The sequence below is a fragment of the Candidatus Sodalis pierantonius str. SOPE genome, from assembly GCF_000517405.1.
Taxonomy (GTDB): Bacteria; Pseudomonadota; Gammaproteobacteria; order Enterobacterales; family Enterobacteriaceae; genus Sodalis_C; species Sodalis_C pierantonii.
Genome location: NZ_CP006568.1, coordinates 743,711 through 758,809 on the forward strand (window position 1 = coordinate 743,711; position 15,099 = coordinate 758,809).

13 protein-coding genes and 1 other annotated feature are annotated in these 15,099 nt (G+C 53.3%); of the genes, 9 read left to right on the plus strand and 4 right to left on the minus strand.

The genetic code is table 11. The features are described 5' to 3' along the window. The first annotated feature begins 135 nt into the window (after positions 1-135). The 4 genes from SOPEG_RS03915 (at position 136) to SOPEG_RS03920 (ending at position 3,626) form a co-directional block, all read left to right on the plus strand. Positions 136-1,356 (plus strand): hypothetical protein, encoded by a 1,221-nt coding sequence (locus SOPEG_RS03915; RefSeq protein WP_025244374.1) that lies wholly within the window; start codon positions 136-138, stop codon positions 1,354-1,356. Between the two features lie 41 nt (positions 1,357-1,397). Then, a complete protein-coding gene (locus SOPEG_RS23995) occupies positions 1,398-1,619 on the plus strand; it encodes an acyl carrier protein (RefSeq protein WP_257720377.1) in 222 nt (73 codons plus the stop codon). Between the two features lie 381 nt (positions 1,620-2,000). Continuing rightward, the gene (locus SOPEG_RS27040; RefSeq protein ID WP_236851607.1) at positions 2,001-2,495 is read left to right on the plus strand and encodes a hypothetical protein; all 495 of its coding nucleotides are present in this window, start codon (positions 2,001-2,003) and stop codon (positions 2,493-2,495) included. A gap of 207 nt (positions 2,496-2,702) precedes the next feature. Next, positions 2,703-3,626 (plus strand): IS5 family transposase, encoded by a 924-nt coding sequence (locus SOPEG_RS03920; RefSeq protein WP_025244375.1) that lies wholly within the window; start codon positions 2,703-2,705, stop codon positions 3,624-3,626. A 653-nt stretch (positions 3,627-4,279) separates the two neighbouring features. Here the strand turns inward: SOPEG_RS03920 and SOPEG_RS03925 are convergent. Continuing rightward, on the minus strand, positions 4,280-4,645 hold the full coding sequence (locus SOPEG_RS03925; RefSeq protein WP_071882125.1) for a DUF2799 domain-containing protein: 366 nt from the start codon (positions 4,643-4,645) through the stop codon (positions 4,280-4,282). 474 nt (positions 4,646-5,119) lie between these two features. Between SOPEG_RS03925 and SOPEG_RS03930 the strand changes: the two genes are divergently transcribed. Together SOPEG_RS03930 and tyrA are read left to right on the plus strand one after the other, a co-directional pair. Beyond that, complete coding sequence (locus tag SOPEG_RS03930) at positions 5,120-6,184, plus strand: 3-deoxy-7-phosphoheptulonate synthase (protein WP_025244377.1); 1,065 nt, start codon at positions 5,120-5,122, stop codon at positions 6,182-6,184. 20 nt (positions 6,185-6,204) lie between these two features. Then, the gene (tyrA, locus tag SOPEG_RS03935) at positions 6,205-7,326 is read left to right on the plus strand and encodes a bifunctional chorismate mutase/prephenate dehydrogenase (RefSeq protein WP_025244378.1); all 1,122 of its coding nucleotides are present in this window, start codon (positions 6,205-6,207) and stop codon (positions 7,324-7,326) included. A 50-nt stretch (positions 7,327-7,376) separates the two neighbouring features. Here tyrA and pheA read toward each other — a convergent pair whose 3' ends face one another. From pheA to bamD, 3 genes are all read right to left on the minus strand, one after another. Next, positions 7,377-8,534 carry a bifunctional chorismate mutase/prephenate dehydratase gene (gene pheA, locus SOPEG_RS03940; protein ID WP_025244379.1) on the minus strand — a complete coding sequence of 386 codons (1,158 nt, stop codon included), beginning with the start codon at positions 8,532-8,534 and terminating at the stop codon, positions 7,377-7,379. A 23-nt stretch (positions 8,535-8,557) separates the two neighbouring features. Next, positions 8,558-8,685, minus strand: a sequence feature (Phe leader region). A gap of 160 nt (positions 8,686-8,845) precedes the next feature. Continuing rightward, on the minus strand, positions 8,846-9,145 hold the full coding sequence (gene raiA / locus SOPEG_RS03945) for a ribosome-associated translation inhibitor RaiA (RefSeq protein ID WP_038468194.1): 300 nt from the start codon (positions 9,143-9,145) through the stop codon (positions 8,846-8,848). Between the two features lie 235 nt (positions 9,146-9,380). Next, on the minus strand, positions 9,381-10,112 hold the full coding sequence (gene bamD / locus SOPEG_RS03950) for an outer membrane protein assembly factor BamD (protein ID WP_025244380.1): 732 nt from the start codon (positions 10,110-10,112) through the stop codon (positions 9,381-9,383). A gap of 131 nt (positions 10,113-10,243) precedes the next feature. Here bamD and rluD point away from each other — a divergent pair, with 131 nt between their 5' ends. From rluD to clpB, 3 genes are all read left to right on the plus strand, one after another. Continuing rightward, positions 10,244-11,224, plus strand: a complete 981-nt coding sequence (gene rluD / locus SOPEG_RS03955) for a 23S rRNA pseudouridine(1911/1915/1917) synthase RluD (RefSeq protein WP_025244381.1) — start codon at positions 10,244-10,246, stop codon at positions 11,222-11,224. Continuing rightward, complete coding sequence (yfiH, locus tag SOPEG_RS03960) at positions 11,221-11,952, plus strand: purine nucleoside phosphorylase YfiH (RefSeq protein ID WP_025244382.1); 732 nt, start codon at positions 11,221-11,223, stop codon at positions 11,950-11,952. Before rluD ends, yfiH begins: the two co-directional genes overlap by 4 nt. Positions 11,953-12,083: 131 nt before the next feature. Then, a complete protein-coding gene (gene clpB, locus SOPEG_RS03965; RefSeq protein ID WP_025244383.1) occupies positions 12,084-14,657 on the plus strand; it encodes an ATP-dependent chaperone ClpB in 2,574 nt (857 codons plus the stop codon). Positions 14,658-15,099: the final 442 nt, after the last annotated feature.

Below are 15,099 nucleotides of genomic sequence, written 5' to 3' on the forward strand. Positions count from 1 at the left end.
AAGCGAGACGCGCCCCCTGCTGCCGAGCCCGGTCCGAGCACCACGACCACTAACCGTGCCGAGACAAAAGATAAAAGCATTGGAACCGATTCGCCTGAGGACGGTGCGAAGGGGGACGGTAAGCAACTCCGCGACATGTTTGACTCGCAGCCGTTAACGCCTAAAGGCAATGACGTGCCTGATGCGAACAAGGCACGTCTGATAACAGACGACGAGCAATTTATCGATAGCAGTGAACTCTCTCCCGGCCCAAGAGAGATCAAAAGGGCGGATTTGAAAATAAATGTTGATGGCTTTGACGAGCTGCCGAAAGGCGATGACGTGCCTGACGCGAACAACAACCGTCTGATAGCAGACGACGAGCAATTTATCGATATCAGTAAACTCTCTTACGGCCCAAGAGAAATCAAAAGGGCGGATTTGAAAATAAATGCTGATGGCTTTGACGAGCTGCCGAAAGGCGATGATGTGCCTGACGCGAACAACAACCGTCTGATAACAGGCGACGAGCAATTTATCGATAGCAGTAAACTCTCTTACGGCCCAAGAGAGATCAAAAAAGCGCATTTGAAGAGTAATGTTAATGGCTTTGACGAGCTGCCGAAAGGCTATGAACCCGCTTTCGCGAACAAAGTCGTATCGGTGAGGATGAAGAATAAAGCCAATACCCTGTTATTCCAGCCGCAGAACGCTATCCAGCCCCAATATGCCAGCAATCTTAGGCCGTCTCGCCCGCTAGGCCAGGAGGAAGTCGGGAATGTGGCTGAACCGCCTCGGGGTGAAATCAAAGGTGTGAAAGCACTTCGTGATTTCTTTGAAAACGAAGCATTTAAAGACCGCAACGGGCTCGTTCTCGACAATGGCGCAGCTCATAATCGCAGTCCAGGGTACGGGAGCGCAGCTCATAGCCGCAGTTCAGGATACGAGAGCGCAGATGATGACAGCGTTTCGGATATGAGCGATGTTGAAAGTTATCTTTCCACCGATGATGACAGCTATGGCGATGCCGTCCGCCGTGATAATCGCCCGCTTATGAACTCGAGCTCAGTTGATGACAGCGGCTACGAAAGCGATGGTAGCACTAACGATTCTGTAAGCACAAAGGACCTGTATCACGCACGCAGGGTGCATGTTGATGAAACCGATGCTTCACGCGATGAGACTGACAGCGTCACCCTTGGCACCGATGAAATCTCAGAGGTAAAAAAGAAAATTGCGCTGTTCAATAAGGAAAATGTTGTTGCTACAAAGCCGACTCCCAAAGAATACCAATTCAAGGTAAAAGAGAGTGATCGCGTACATTTGACGGAGGCTAAAGCCATTACCTTGTCAACGTCCGGCATGTTTAAAAAATAACGAAAATATAAAGTGATCTTATTATATCACCATACACTATTATAGTTAGATCATTATCTGCTGTCACCGGCCGGCCCATATCGGAAATTAAAATGGAGGACGAATTATTCTTTGATCTTGAGATGGACTCAGTTGACCTTATCGATGTTATTATAAGGTTGGAAGATCAGGGTATAATTATTAATGAAAAGGACTTAACGCTTAAATTAAATGTTTCTGACCTGATTCAGGTGGTTTCCTCCGGCGGCGAGATAATGAATTAGTTATCAGGATTTGCGGGCTTCTTATTAGTGGTTTGTCACTTGATATGAATTTTCGCTTGAAAATTCTCGCTCAAAACATTAGTGTAGTTACAAAAACAACATCGACCCGGAATAAGATCTGTGACCGAAGCTAAGTTAGTTAATGTTTATAAATAACCAATTAAGGTAATTACATCATGTTTTACCTTTTATCCAAAAAAACGCTGCTTGGAATTAGAGGGCACTCTCCATCAGCTACGCAAGAAAGAGTCCGAGGTCTTGGCTCTGCTCTGCAAGAAATATCCAAATCCGGTGCATCACTCAGAGTTTTTGGATGAGGTGTGGGGCGGTGGATATGTCACGTCCCATAGCATCGCGTAGGTCATTCGCTCTTTAAGGAAGTTGCTTGAGAAAAATGGGAAAAACATCATTTTAACGATCCCTAAATTAGGCTATCGTTTAGGGATTGAACCTCAGTACGAGGAAGAAAACGACGTTAAAATAATTGATTTTTCTGAAGAAAATAATGATGTTGTTCCCGACGAAGACTATTTTGTTCCTTCCGAAGATCGGCATCCCTCAACGCCGCCGCCACCCCACTATCCGCCTGGCGGTAGAGTGGGGGAATGGGCGTGTAGATTGTTGATTTTATTGTTATTAATATCGGCATCCTACGGGGTGTATTGCAGTTTAAAGCCTAAAACACCCCTAGTTTATCAACCTCAGGATAAAGAGGTTATCATGGTAATCCCTCGCTCGGAAGTAAAGAATGTTGAAGTGAAGGATGATTATGTGATCTTATATGGCGATGTTACAAAAACAGCTATGTTAAGCACCATTGTGAAGTCAGAGTTAACGAAATGCTATACCGGAAGTGATATTTTCAATATTCATTAAGAAAATTCTGCCAGACCCTGTTGTCGTTATATCTTCAGGCATCGCGTTATTGTTTCTACTACATTCTAACTTAGTTGACTATTCTCTTTAGCTAGCCGCGCATCGATCTCAACGGCTTCTTAGTCAAATGTGGGCTTTGTTGAATAAATCGAACTTTTAGGTGACTGGCGGCTATGATCACTACATTCGTTTCAACATCAGGTCCCCATGGCAAAGCAAAAGTTTAAAATTACCAACTGGCCCGCATATAACAATGCGCTCAGGCAGCGGGGGGACCTGACAGTATGGCTTGATGAGTCAGCCATTGCTGCATGGACTGAGAGTACACCACCTGAACATCGTGGCCGGCCGCTTCACTACACCGATATGGCCATTACCACGGTTCTGATGATAAAGCGCGTGTTTAACCTTTCGCTCCGGGCGTTACAGGGTTTCGTTGACTCGATTTTTAAACTGATGGGGCTATCGCTGCGCTGCCCAGATTACTCTCTGGTCAGCCGGCGAGCAAAAACCGTCGACATCAGCATAAAAACGCCAACCCGCGGCGAAATCTCACACCTGGTCATCGATGGCACCGGCCTGAAAGTCTTCGGCGAAGGCGAATGGAAAGTCAGGCAGCATAGGGCTGAGAGGCGCAGAGTATGGCGCAAGCTTCATCTGGCAGTAGATAGCGTGACACATGAAATTATCTGTGCCGATTTATCGCTAAGCGGTACGACAGATGCGCAGGCGCTGCCCGGGCTGATTAACCAAACCCACCGGAAAATCAGGGAAGCGTCGGCTGACAGTGCTTACGATACGCGTTACTGTCATGATGCTCTGCTGAGGAAAAACATAAAGCCGCTTATCCCACCGCGAAGTGGTGCGCAATATTGGCCAGCTCGATACCATGAGCGTAACCATGCGGTGGCAAATCAGCATCTGAGCGGCAATAACGATACCTGGAAAAAGAAAGTAGGTTATCACCGGCGTTCACTGGCTGAAACGGCCATGTTCCGATTTAAAACACTTCTGGGTGGTCATCTGAGTCTGCATGACTATGACGCGCAGGTAGGTGAGACAATGGCAATGGTTAAAGCACTTAACCGGATCACACTGTTAGGAATGCCAAACAGCGTCCGCATCATGTAACAATCGCCCTGATAGGAAGGAAGTCGTCACAAATTTCGGATTTATTCAACAAAGCGTCAAATGTGCATGGTGTTTCTTCTGAGCGTATATTAGAAAGGATTAGTTTAGCGCAACGCGTAACTTTTCAAATTATCGTCGGGAGTTAACGGTCCCTTTGGGAATCTTCACGGAAGAATAGACAGCGCAGGGTTTAAACAAGCTGAACAGCAAAAAACGGCTTTTAGCCTGTGGCGGCAAACGAGGTTTTAACCGCTAGCGCGTAATGAAATAGAGAAAGCGATAACCGTCGAGAGCAACGGTCTACGTTTTCAGAGATTGTAAGTTTTTTTGACTTCATGTTGCGTTAATATCTCACGACCGAATGAATGTTATTGAGAATAGCACGAGCTATTATTCCATAATAATAGAATAGTCCTGACGCTGAGCAGCAAAAATGAGAAAACGGCAGGAGTAATTGTTATTCCGCTGACGCTTGTTTATTAGCGGCTAACCTGCCCTCGATCGACATCAATCAGTCCGGGCATCAAAGAAGGCCTATTACGGCTAAGGCGTCACGGGCGGGGCAAGCACATTGCCCAGTCGGCGCCGGGGATAACATGGGTTAACTCAACCGCGCCATTATGCATTGTTAAAGCCAGCAGCGTCGCTGTGCGTTAATGGCTAGCGCGATCCATTCCCGTTTGCCATTGTTGCCGTAATAGCTCGGCGTTGGCGATACCATCGCAGCTGGTCGGGAAGTTACGGCCTTTTTCTCCCCACGCACGCAGCGTGGCCGAGCGGCAGAGTTCGGCCTGTCCCGCTGAGTATCCCGATAAATAGTCCTCACGATCGACCTGAAGGGTGCCATACCACTCCGTCAGGGTATCGTTGTCGCGCACGGCTTTACCCGCTACAGCATCGCGATAGCCTGCCTGATGCCATGTAGAATCTCGTGATGGGGCACTGGCGGCGAGATCGTCGCCGCTACAGCCTGCCAGCAAGAGCAATGCCCAAGGAATGAGAAATAGTTTTATCATCATCAAGCTAATCACTAGTGAATGACGTCGTTAAGCATAGAACACACTCGCGTTGACAGGATACAGACCCTTTGCCGCTAGAAGGGCGGATGCGCCTATAAGCCGCTTTTTGCCTAAAACCGTGTCGACGCAGTGTAAACTGTACGGTGAGTGTAATTTATTTTTTACACTCGGACCAGCGGTTTGACGCGCTAAGAGCAATAATAGGTTTAAATTTTGTCTTGTCGCGGCTTGCGTATCATAGTGCCTTATCTCGCGATCGCGCGCCTTCAGCGAATTTATTGCGACCCGACGCCGCCTTGAAAAGAGAGGCCTGCCGTCTCTGTCCGTGTCAGTTTTGGGCCTAATGAGTAATAATTTATTTACATTATTGGATTGAAAACTTTATGATTGCTGGTAAGGTAGCTTTCTATACGCTTCGGCGTAATGGTTTAATGTAACGCCTTACGGCCACCTCACAGAGTCAGGATCAGTATCATGCAAAAAGACGCGCTCAATAATGTCCATATCAGTGATGAACAGGCAATGATCACACCCGAAGAATTAAAACGTCAGTTTCTTTTAAGCGAGACTGAGCAGCACGCTATCGCTGAATCCCGGCGCACGATTGCGGATATCATCCACGGCCGCGATCCGCGTCTGTTGGTGGTCTGCGGACCTTGTTCCATTCATGATACCGATGCTGCCCTTGACTATGCCCGCCGCCTGCAAGCCCTGTCAGCTGAATTGAGCGATCAGCTGTATATCGTTATGCGCGTCTATTTTGAGAAACCCCGTACCACTGTCGGCTGGAAGGGCCTGATCAACGATCCTTACATGGATGGATCTTTTGATGTCGAGGCCGGGCTGCAAATCGCCCGTGGTTTGTTGCTGGAATTGGTCAGAATGGGGCTGCCTTTGGCAACGGAAGCGCTGGATCCCAATAGCCCGCAATACCTGGGCGATCTCTTCAGCTGGTCGGCTATTGGCGCCCGTACGACGGAATCCCAGACCCACCGGGAGATGGCGTCGGGCCTGTCCATGCCGGTAGGCTTTAAAAACGGCACCGACGGCAGCCTGGCCACCGCGATTAATGCGATGCGCGCCGCGGCTATGGCCCATCGCTTTATGGGCATTAATCAGGCGGGTCAGGTTTGTCTGCTGCAAACGCGCGGTAATCCTGACGGACACGTTATTCTGCGCGGCGGCAAGCAGCCTAATTATCATCCGCACGATATCGCTGACTGTGAGCAACAAATTGCGGCCGCAGGTCTCGCGGCGGCGTTGATGATCGATTGCAGCCACGGCAACTCCAATAAAGACTATCGCCGTCAGGCAGAGGTGGCGCAGTCGGTGCTGGCGCAAATCAAGGCCGGTAATCGTTCCATTATTGGTTTGATGCTGGAAAGCCATATTCATGCCGGTAACCAGTCCTCGGAACTATCGCGTGAGAACATGCGCTACGGCGTATCGGTGACCGACGCCTGTATTGACTGGGAAAGTACCGACAGCTTGCTGCGCCAGCTGCACGGCGAATTGCTGACGGTGTTGCCGCTGCGGTAGGCAGGGGGAGAAGTCGCGGCATGGTAGCAGAGCTTAACGTCCTGCGGGACAAGATCGATGAGGTTGACAAGGTATTATTGGATCTGCTGGCGAAACGCCTGTCGCTGGTTGCCGAGGTCGGCGAGGTCAAGAGCCGCGCTGGTCTGCCTATCTATGCCCCCGATCGTGAAACGGCGATGCTGGCGTCTCGCCGCCGGGAAGCCGCGGCATTAGACGTACCGCCGGATTTGATTGAAGACGTGTTGCGTCGCGTAATGCGAGAATCCTACGCCAGCGAAAACGATAAAGGTTTTAAGACGCTGTGCCCGCAGTTGCGACCGGTAGTGATCATTGGCGGTCAGGGACAAATGGGGCGTTTGTTTGGAAAAATGCTGACGCTTTCCGGATACCAGGTCCGCACTCTGGAGAAAGAGGACTGGCCGCGCGCCGACGCCTTGCTGGCGGATGCGGGAATGGTGATTGTCAGCGTGCCTATTCATTTGACGGTGCCGGTTATTGAGCAATTGCCGACGCTACCGGAAGATTGCCTCCTGGTCGATCTGGCCTCGGTAAAAAACGCGCCGCTACAGGCGATGCTGGCGGCGCACAATGGGCCGGTTCTTGGTCTGCATCCGATGTTCGGCCCCGATAGCGGCAGTCTGGCAAAGCAGGTGGTTGTGTACTGCGAAGGGCGCCAGCCGGAGGCCTATCAGTGGTTCCTGGAACAGATCCAGGTATGGGGCGCGCGGTTGCACCGCAGCAGCGCCGTCGAGCACGATCAAAACATGTCCTTCATTCAGGCGCTGCATCATTTCGCCACTTTTGCCTACGGCATGCATCTGGCGGAGGAGAATGTCGATCTGGAACAATTGTTGGCGCTGTCCTCGCCGATTTACCGGCTTGAGTTAGCGATGATTGGACGCCTCTTCGCGCAGGATCTCCAGTTGTATGCCGATATCATTATGGCTTTCGAGGACAATCTGGCGTTGATCAAGCGCTATTACCGGCGTTTCGGCGCGGCGATCGCGTTGCTGGAGCAGGGCGATAAACAGGCGTTCATCGCGCGATTCACCCAAATCGACCGCTGGTTCGGCGATTATGCCGACCATTTCCTTGCGGAAAGCCGCGTGTTATTGCGTCAGGCCAACGATAGCCGCAAATAAGGCGTTATCATGCAGGGCGTGGCGGATGCCGCCGACGCCCCCCGCACAGGTTATTCAGGATCCACCGGCAGGACATTTTCACTCGGGTAGCAGCCCAAGACCTTCAGCGACCGCGTAATTGCCTGCAGCTCGCGCAATGCTTTTTGCATTTTCGTACTGCGCAAATTGGCCTGCACATCAATATAAAACATCTCTTCATGGGCATTGCCGTGTATCGGCCGGGATTCCAGGCGCGTCATCACAATACCGTGGGTCCGCAGCACTAGCAGCGCCTCGACAAGCGCGCCGGACTGCTGGCCGGTGGCCATGATAAGCGTGGTTTTCGCCGGCACCTGCTCGGTGACGTCGATAGATTTGCGGGCCAGCACGATAAAACGGGTAATGTTCTCCTGCTGGTTGGCCAGGTTATTTTCCAGCACCTGCAAACCGTACAAAGCCCCGCCCTGTCCGCTGCCCAGCGCGGCGACGGTGGGTCGGTTAAGCTGTGCCACTTTTTCCATGGCCGCGGCGGTGCTTTCGCAGTACTCGAATTCCCACTGCGGGAAACGTCCCAGGAACTGGCTGCACTGTTGAAAAGGCTGCGGATGGCTGTAGACCACCTCGATACGATCCAGATCGGTACTGCCGCTAACTAATACGCAGTGATCGATTGGAATAGCGATTTCTCCCACCAAAGACAGGTGGGTGTGCTGTAGCAGATCGTACACTTCGTTGATTGAACCCGAACTGCTGTTTTCAATCGGCAAAATACCGTATTCCGCCTGGCCCGTTTCCACTAACTGAACGATATCGCCGAATTTTTGGCAACCGCACTCTATAACCTGCTCAAAATAGCGCGCGCCATACTGCCGCGCCGCCAGGTGGGAATAGGAACCTTTAGGGCCAAGAAACGCGATGCGCGCAGAGCGCTCCTCTTGATGATTAAGATCCAGTTGCAGCAGGGCCTGCTGTGTTAACACGGAATCTTCGATAATCATTTGAAACAGTCGGGTCACGTAAAAACCGTCGAGGTCGAGTTTCTGGCCTTCGGTGACTAAGCGTTTCAGCAGTTCGCGCTCGCGCGCGATATCGCGTATCGGCCGTTGCGAGGCTATCTTGCTACGCGCAACATCCAGTGCCAGAGCGCGCCTTTCCGCCAGTAAAGACAGCAATTTGAGATCCAGCGCGCTTATCCGATCGCGCAGCGTCAATAAAGTGTTGTTATTCATAATATTGGTTACCTTTCACGCCAACAAAAAAAGCCCACTGGTTCAGGAGGCTTTGCGGTTCGTCTTCGCTTTATTTCTCACACGACGCGCGCCAGCCTCCTAGCATCGGAAGATAAAAAAGAAAGCGAAGAAAAACGGGGTGGTCGGCATAGTCAACTCTTTGGAAATAAGGATAAGGGGTACAGTAACCGCTCGCTTTTCCCCCTGTCAATATAAAACGCGCCCTGAGGGCGCGCTATCGAGGGGTAACGTTGCCGTGCGCGGGTAGATCCGCCGGCTTAGGGGGTTATACCGCCATAAAATTCGCGGTCTTAACACATTCCGCGGCGCGCTTCCCCTTTATGCTGGACTTTATTGATTTGACGTTCAAGTTTCGCCAGCAGCTCGTTTATCGCCAGATACATGTCCTGATGGGTCGCGCTGGCCACCAGTTGCCCATTGGGCGTGCTCAGCGTCGCGTCGGCAACAAAACCCTGCGGCTGTTTGGAGAGGATAATATGCGGATTAATCAGCTGGGTCTGCCATTTTGCCAGTTTTGCCAGGCGCTCTTCCGCGTGTTGACGAATGGCGGGAGTGATCTCCATTTGCTTACCGGTAATGTTGATTATCATAGAACTACCTCTCTGCGTGTTTCCGTCTACATAGTTTAAGCATACCCGCGAGGGGCATCTTTTGTGTGATTTGGATCACTTTTTTTTCGGCAAGGCGGCTGAGGGGATGGGTTCTGTGAACAGGGGTCAGTAACGGGTTTTATCTTCTTGTCAGCGCCAGCGCAATGGGGCAATATTGTTAAGTTAACCATACCGAAACGACAGCCGAGGCTGCCGTCTGGATTGGGCCGCGCCGTTAGGCCGGGTTTGACGCGATAATCTTCGTCACTTTGTCCGCCTGGCCGTTCAACTGTAATTCCCGATAGGCTTTTTCCATATAGGGCAGCGCCTGGCGCGTCGCCTGCGTATCGGGGAAGTCGCGCAGCATTTGCTCAACGCGGTTGGCCACCGCCACATAGGCGCCGCGTTTGTTATAGTACTCCACCACCGACAGTTCATGCTTGGCCAGCCGGTCTTTGAGATAAACCAGACGTTTGGTGGCATCCATGGCATACTGGCTGTTCGGATAACCCCGAATCAGCTGCGTGAAATCGCGAAACGCCGCGCGCGCATGCTCCGGGTTGCGATCGGAACGGTCCACGCCGAAGAATCCCTGTAATGTGCTGTCGTCCAGCGCCATATCAGTCAAACCACGCATGTAGAGTACGTAGTCGACATTCGGATGGGTGGGATTAAGCCGCAGAAAACGGTCGATGGAGGCTTGCGCCAGCGGCAGGTCGGCGGATTTGTAGTAAGCATAAATCAAGTCAAGCTGAACCTGTTGCGCGTAGGGACCGAACGGATAGCGGTTATCCAGCGCCTCCAGCTCCTTGATAGCGCCTTTATAATTACCGTCCTGCAGCTTTTGCTGCGCGGAAGCATAGATCTCGGAGGGGGGATTATCGGGAACGGCGTCTTTGTTACTGGAACAACCCGCCAGCACCAGGCTCAGTGTGGCGGCTGCCACCAGATATTTCATACGCATCATGACGTTTTGCTTATCCTCAGAGTGTTATTCCGGGAGACTGTCCGTTTAGCTCCCGGATGAGACCAGCTACAATAGCATACTATTTTAAACGGCATCGCCGTGAAAACCCAACGTTAACGAAGATACATTATATGGCACAGCATCAACACCTCACCGGAACGGTGAATGAATCACAACTCGGGCAACGTTTAGATCAGACTTTGGCTGAAATGTTCCCTGATTATTCACGATCGCGGATAAAAGCCTGGATCTTTGACGGCCGGGTGAGGGTGAACGGACGGGTCACGGCGGTGCCAAAAGAGAAAATGTTTGGCGGTGAATTCGTTGAAATACAAGCTATTATCGAAGAAGAGCCGCGCTGGGAAGCGCAAGCTATCCCGTTGAATATTGTTTATGAAGATGACGATATTCTTGTCATCAATAAACCCCGCGATTTGGTGGTCCATCCTGGCGCCGGCAATGCCGATGGCACCGTGTTGAACGCGTTCTTGCACTATTTCCCTCCCATCGTGGATGTGCCCCGAGCGGGGATCGTTCATCGTCTGGACAAAGATACCACCGGTTTGATGGTGGTGGCCAAGACCGTGCCGGCGCAAACCCGCCTGGTGGAATCGCTCCAGACGCGGGAAATTACCCGCGAATATGAAGCTGTGGCTATCGGCACCATGACCGCCGGCGGCACCGTGGAGCAGCCAATCGCCCGCCACTCTACCAAGCGGACGCATATGGCGGTCCATCCGATGGGAAAGCCAGCGGTGACCCATTACCGCATTATGGAGCATTTTCACGCCCATACGCGCCTGCGCCTGCGTCTGGAGACCGGCCGCACCCATCAGATCCGCGTCCATATGGCGCATATCAACCATCCGCTGGTGGGCGATCCCCTTTATGGCGGCCGTCCTCGACCGCCGAAAGGCGCTAGTGAAGCGTTTAACGAAGTGCTGCGCCGCTTTGATCGCCAGGCGCTGCATGCCACCTTGCTGCGGCTTTACCATCCCATCACCTCGATTGAAATGGAATGGCATGCTCCGCTGCCGCAGGATATGGTGGCGCTGATAGCGGCGTTGAAAGAGGATACGGAACTGTTTAAAGAAAGTATGGATTGGCTGTGAGCCGGCTTATTCTGCCCGACTGGCCCGCGCCTTCCCAGGTTGGCGCCTGTAGCACGACCCGCGAGGGCGGCGTGAGCCAAGCGCCTTGGCATTCGCTCAACCTGGGGGATCATGTCGGGGATGATCCCGACGCCGTTGCCGAAAATCGCCCTCGGCTGAGGGCGCTGGCGCATCTTCCCGCCGCGCCGCACTACCTGACCCAGGTGCACGGCGTCGATGTGGTGGTGTTAGAGGACGCGGCGCCGACGTCGCTGCGCGGGGATGCGGTCTACACCCGCAGGCCGGGCGAGGTTTGCGTCGTGATGACCGCCGATTGTTTGCCGGTGCTGTTTTGCGATCGCGGAGGGCGGGAGGTGGCCGCGGCGCATGCCGGTTGGCGGGGATTATGCGCCGGCGTGCTGGAGCAGACGCTGGCGGCGTTTCAGGCGCCGCGCGCGGACATACTCGCCTGGCGGGGTCCGGCCATTGGGCCAACGGCGTTTGAGGTGGGCGCTGAGGTTAAAGACGCCTTTACCCGTCACGACCCCGCGGCCGCCGGCGCGTTCGTCCCGCGGGGCGAAAAATATCTGGCCGATCTCTATCAATTGGCGCGTTTACGTCTGAGAACGGCCGGAATCCGCGCCATATATGGCGGTAAGCATTGCACAGTGCAGGAAAACAACACTTTTTTCTCCTATCGGCGCGATGGTGTCACCGGACGTATGGCAACTTTGGTCTGGCTGATATAATCTCTTGCCCAAGACGATCCAGGATGGATAGCAACAATCTTCCCGCTTATTGGCGAAATATCCCTTGAATTTTAAATAAACGACCTTATTTAATCTCCAGAGTAGCAATTTTGACCAATATGGGAGGAGTTATGCGTCTGGATCGTCTTACCAATAAATTCCAGCTTGCCCTCGCCGATGCCCAGTCCATGGCCCTCGGGCGCGACAATCAATTTATCGAACCTTTACACGTGATGACGGCCCTGCTGAAGCAGGAAGGCGGCACCGTGCGTCCGCTGCTGCAATCCGCCGGCGTCAACATCGTGCCGTTTATCAGCGCGGTGGCGCAGGCCTGCGAGCGCCTGCCGCAGGTGGAGGGCACCGGGGGCGATGTGCAGCCTTCGCAAGATCTGGTGCGCGTGCTGAACCTGTGCGACAAGCTGGCGCAAAAACGCGCCGACAGTTTCATCTCATCAGAACTCTTTGTTCTGGCCTCGCTGGAATCGCGCGGTACGCTGGCCGAGCTGCTGAAGTCGGCGGGCGCCACGACGGCGACGATTACCCAAGCGATTGAGCAAATGCGCGGCGGTGAGCAGGTAAACGATCAGGGCGCGGAAGATCAGCGCCAGGCGCTGAAAAAGTTCACCATCGACCTGACCGAGCGCGCCGAGCAGGGCAAACTCGACCCGGTGATTGGCCGTGACGAAGAAATTCGCCGCACGATTCAGGTGTTGCAACGTCGTACCAAAAATAATCCGGTTCTCATCGGTGAACCCGGGGTGGGTAAAACCGCCATTGTCGAGGGGCTGGCGCAGCGTATCGTCAACGGCGAAGTACCCGAAGGCCTAAAAAACAACCGGGTGTTGTCGCTGGATATGGGCTCGCTGGTGGCCGGCGCGAAATACCGCGGTGAATTTGAAGAGCGGCTGAAAGGCGTATTGAGCGATTTGTCCAAGCAGGAAGGCAATGTCATCCTGTTTATCGACGAGTTGCATACCATGGTGGGCGCCGGCAAGGCCGACGGTGTGATGGACGCCGGTAACATGCTCAAACCCGCGCTGGCGCGCGGCGAATTGCATTGCGTGGGGGCGACGACGCTTGACGAATACCGCAAATTTATCGAGAAGGACGCGGCGCTGGAACGGCGTTTCCAAAAGGTCTTTGTCGCCGAGCCGAACGTTGAAGATACCATCGCTATCCTGCGCGGATTGAAAGAGCGTTATGAGCTGCATCACCATGTGCAGATAACCGACCCGGCCATTGTCGCCGCCGCGACGCTGTCCCATCGCTATATTGCCGACCGGCAACTGCCGGACAAAGCGATTGACCTTATCGATGAAGCCGCATCCAGCATTCGTATGCAAATAGACTCCAAACCGGAAGAGCTGGATCGTCTTGAGCGCCGAATCATTCAACTGAAGCTGGAACAGCAGGCGCTAAAGAAAGAATCGGATGACGCTAGTCTCAAACGGCTGGCGATGCTCAATGATGAACTGGCGCAAAAAGAGCGCGCTTATTCTGAACTTGAAGAGGAATGGAAAGCGGAAAAAGCCTCTTTGTTGGGCACGCAGCATTTGAAAGCGGAACTGGAACAGGCAAAGATCTCGATTGAGCAGGCGCGTCGCGTCGGTGATCTGGCGCGGATGTCTGAATTGCAGTATGGCAAAATCCCCGAGCTGGAAAAACAGCTGGCGGCGGTTTCCCAATCCGAGGGCAAAGGTCTACGCCTGCTGCGTAACCGGGTGACCGATATTGAGATAGCCGAAGTGCTGGCCCGCTGGACGGGTATCCCGGTATCGCGGATGCTGGAAAGCGAGCGGGCGAAGCTGCTGCGTATGGAGCAGGATTTGCACCAGCGGGTTATTGGCCAGAATGAGGCGGTGGAAGCGGTGTCTAACGCCATTCGCCGCAGCCGTGCGGGACTGGCGGATCCTAACCGGCCCATCGGTTCCTTTATGTTCCTGGGGCCGACCGGGGTAGGTAAAACGGAGCTATGCAAAGCGCTGGCGACATTCTTGTTCGATAGCGACGATGCCATGGTGCGTATCGACATGTCCGAATTTATGGAAAAACATTCGGTGTCGCGGTTGGTTGGCGCCCCTCCTGGCTATGTCGGTTACGAAGAAGGGGGCTATCTGACCGAAGCGGTGCGCCGTCGGCCTTATTCGGTGATTCTGCTGGATGAGATCGAAAAAGCTCATCCGGATGTCTTCAATATTCTGCTGCAAGTATTGGATGACGGACGTCTGACCGATGGTCAGGGACGTACGGTGGATTTTCGCAATACCGTGGTGATCATGACCTCTAACCTGGGGTCGGACATCATTCAAGAGCGTTTCGGCCAGATGAACTATCAGGAGATGAAGGATGTCGTGCTGGAAGTGGTCAGCCATCATTTCCGGCCGGAGTTTCTCAACCGTGTGGACGAAGTTGTCGTCTTCCATCCGCTGAGCCGCGAGCACATCACCGAGATTGCGCAGATTCAGCTGCGGCGTCTGTACCAGCGTTTGGAAGAGCGGGGTTATACTGCCACCATCAGCGATGAGGCATTGGCGCTGCTCGGCAAATCCGGTTTCGATCCGGTGTATGGCGCACGACCGCTGAAGCGCGCCATTCAGCAAGAGATCGAAAACCCGCTATCACAGCAGATCCTATCTGGTCAGTTGTTGCCGGGTAAACCGGTTAAGCTTGAGGTACGAGACGATCATATCGTCGCCAGCCAATAATCCACGCCCGGCGGGCAGGGGGGAATTACCGCGGGCCCCCCGTCGGGCCGGAGCTTGATATCGGCCAGCCGTGCTAACCTGGGCGGTGTCAAATGCAGCGGTTAGCCGTGCTGATCTTGGCGGCGTTTAATGCAGGGATTAGCCGCGCTGACCTTGGCGACGTTTAATGCATTGGTTAACCGCGCTATTGGGGCAGTGCTTCGTGCGCAGTCTCGTCGGCTTTTTTATTGAACCGCATCTCGACTGTGGCCAGGCGGCGTTCGGGGCGCTTTTTTTTGTCCGAATGCGCCTCTATTGCCAACGGCGGTTTTGTCGCGGTTGCTGCATATTTCGCCAGTTAAAACTTATTTTGCATTTAGCGCTTGCCACCATCCGGGAAGGCCCTATAATGCGCCTCCACTGACCGGGAACAGTCGCTACGACCCACCGGCTCAGCCAGAGG

Bases quoted from the DNA above. Each gene is read 5' to 3' on its own strand.
- SOPEG_RS03915 (WP_025244374.1), top strand. From the start codon at position 136: ATGTTTGACTCGCAGCCGTTAACGCCTAAAGGCAATGACGTGCCTGAT.
- SOPEG_RS03920 (WP_025244375.1), top strand. From the start codon at position 2,703: ATGGCAAAGCAAAAGTTTAAAATTACCAACTGGCCCGCATATAACAAT.
- SOPEG_RS03925 (WP_071882125.1), bottom strand. From the start codon at position 4,645: ATGATGATAAAACTATTTCTCATTCCTTGGGCATTGCTCTTGCTGGCA.
- SOPEG_RS03930 (WP_025244377.1), top strand. From the start codon at position 5,120: ATGCAAAAAGACGCGCTCAATAATGTCCATATCAGTGATGAACAGGCA.
- tyrA (WP_025244378.1), top strand. From the start codon at position 6,205: ATGGTAGCAGAGCTTAACGTCCTGCGGGACAAGATCGATGAGGTTGAC.
- pheA (WP_025244379.1), bottom strand. From the start codon at position 8,534: ATGAATAACAACACTTTATTGACGCTGCGCGATCGGATAAGCGCGCTG.
- raiA (WP_038468194.1), bottom strand. From the start codon at position 9,145: ATGATAATCAACATTACCGGTAAGCAAATGGAGATCACTCCCGCCATT.
- bamD (WP_025244380.1), bottom strand. From the start codon at position 10,112: ATGATGCGTATGAAATATCTGGTGGCAGCCGCCACACTGAGCCTGGTG.
- rluD (WP_025244381.1), top strand. From the start codon at position 10,244: ATGGCACAGCATCAACACCTCACCGGAACGGTGAATGAATCACAACTC.
- clpB (WP_025244383.1), top strand. From the start codon at position 12,084: ATGCGTCTGGATCGTCTTACCAATAAATTCCAGCTTGCCCTCGCCGAT.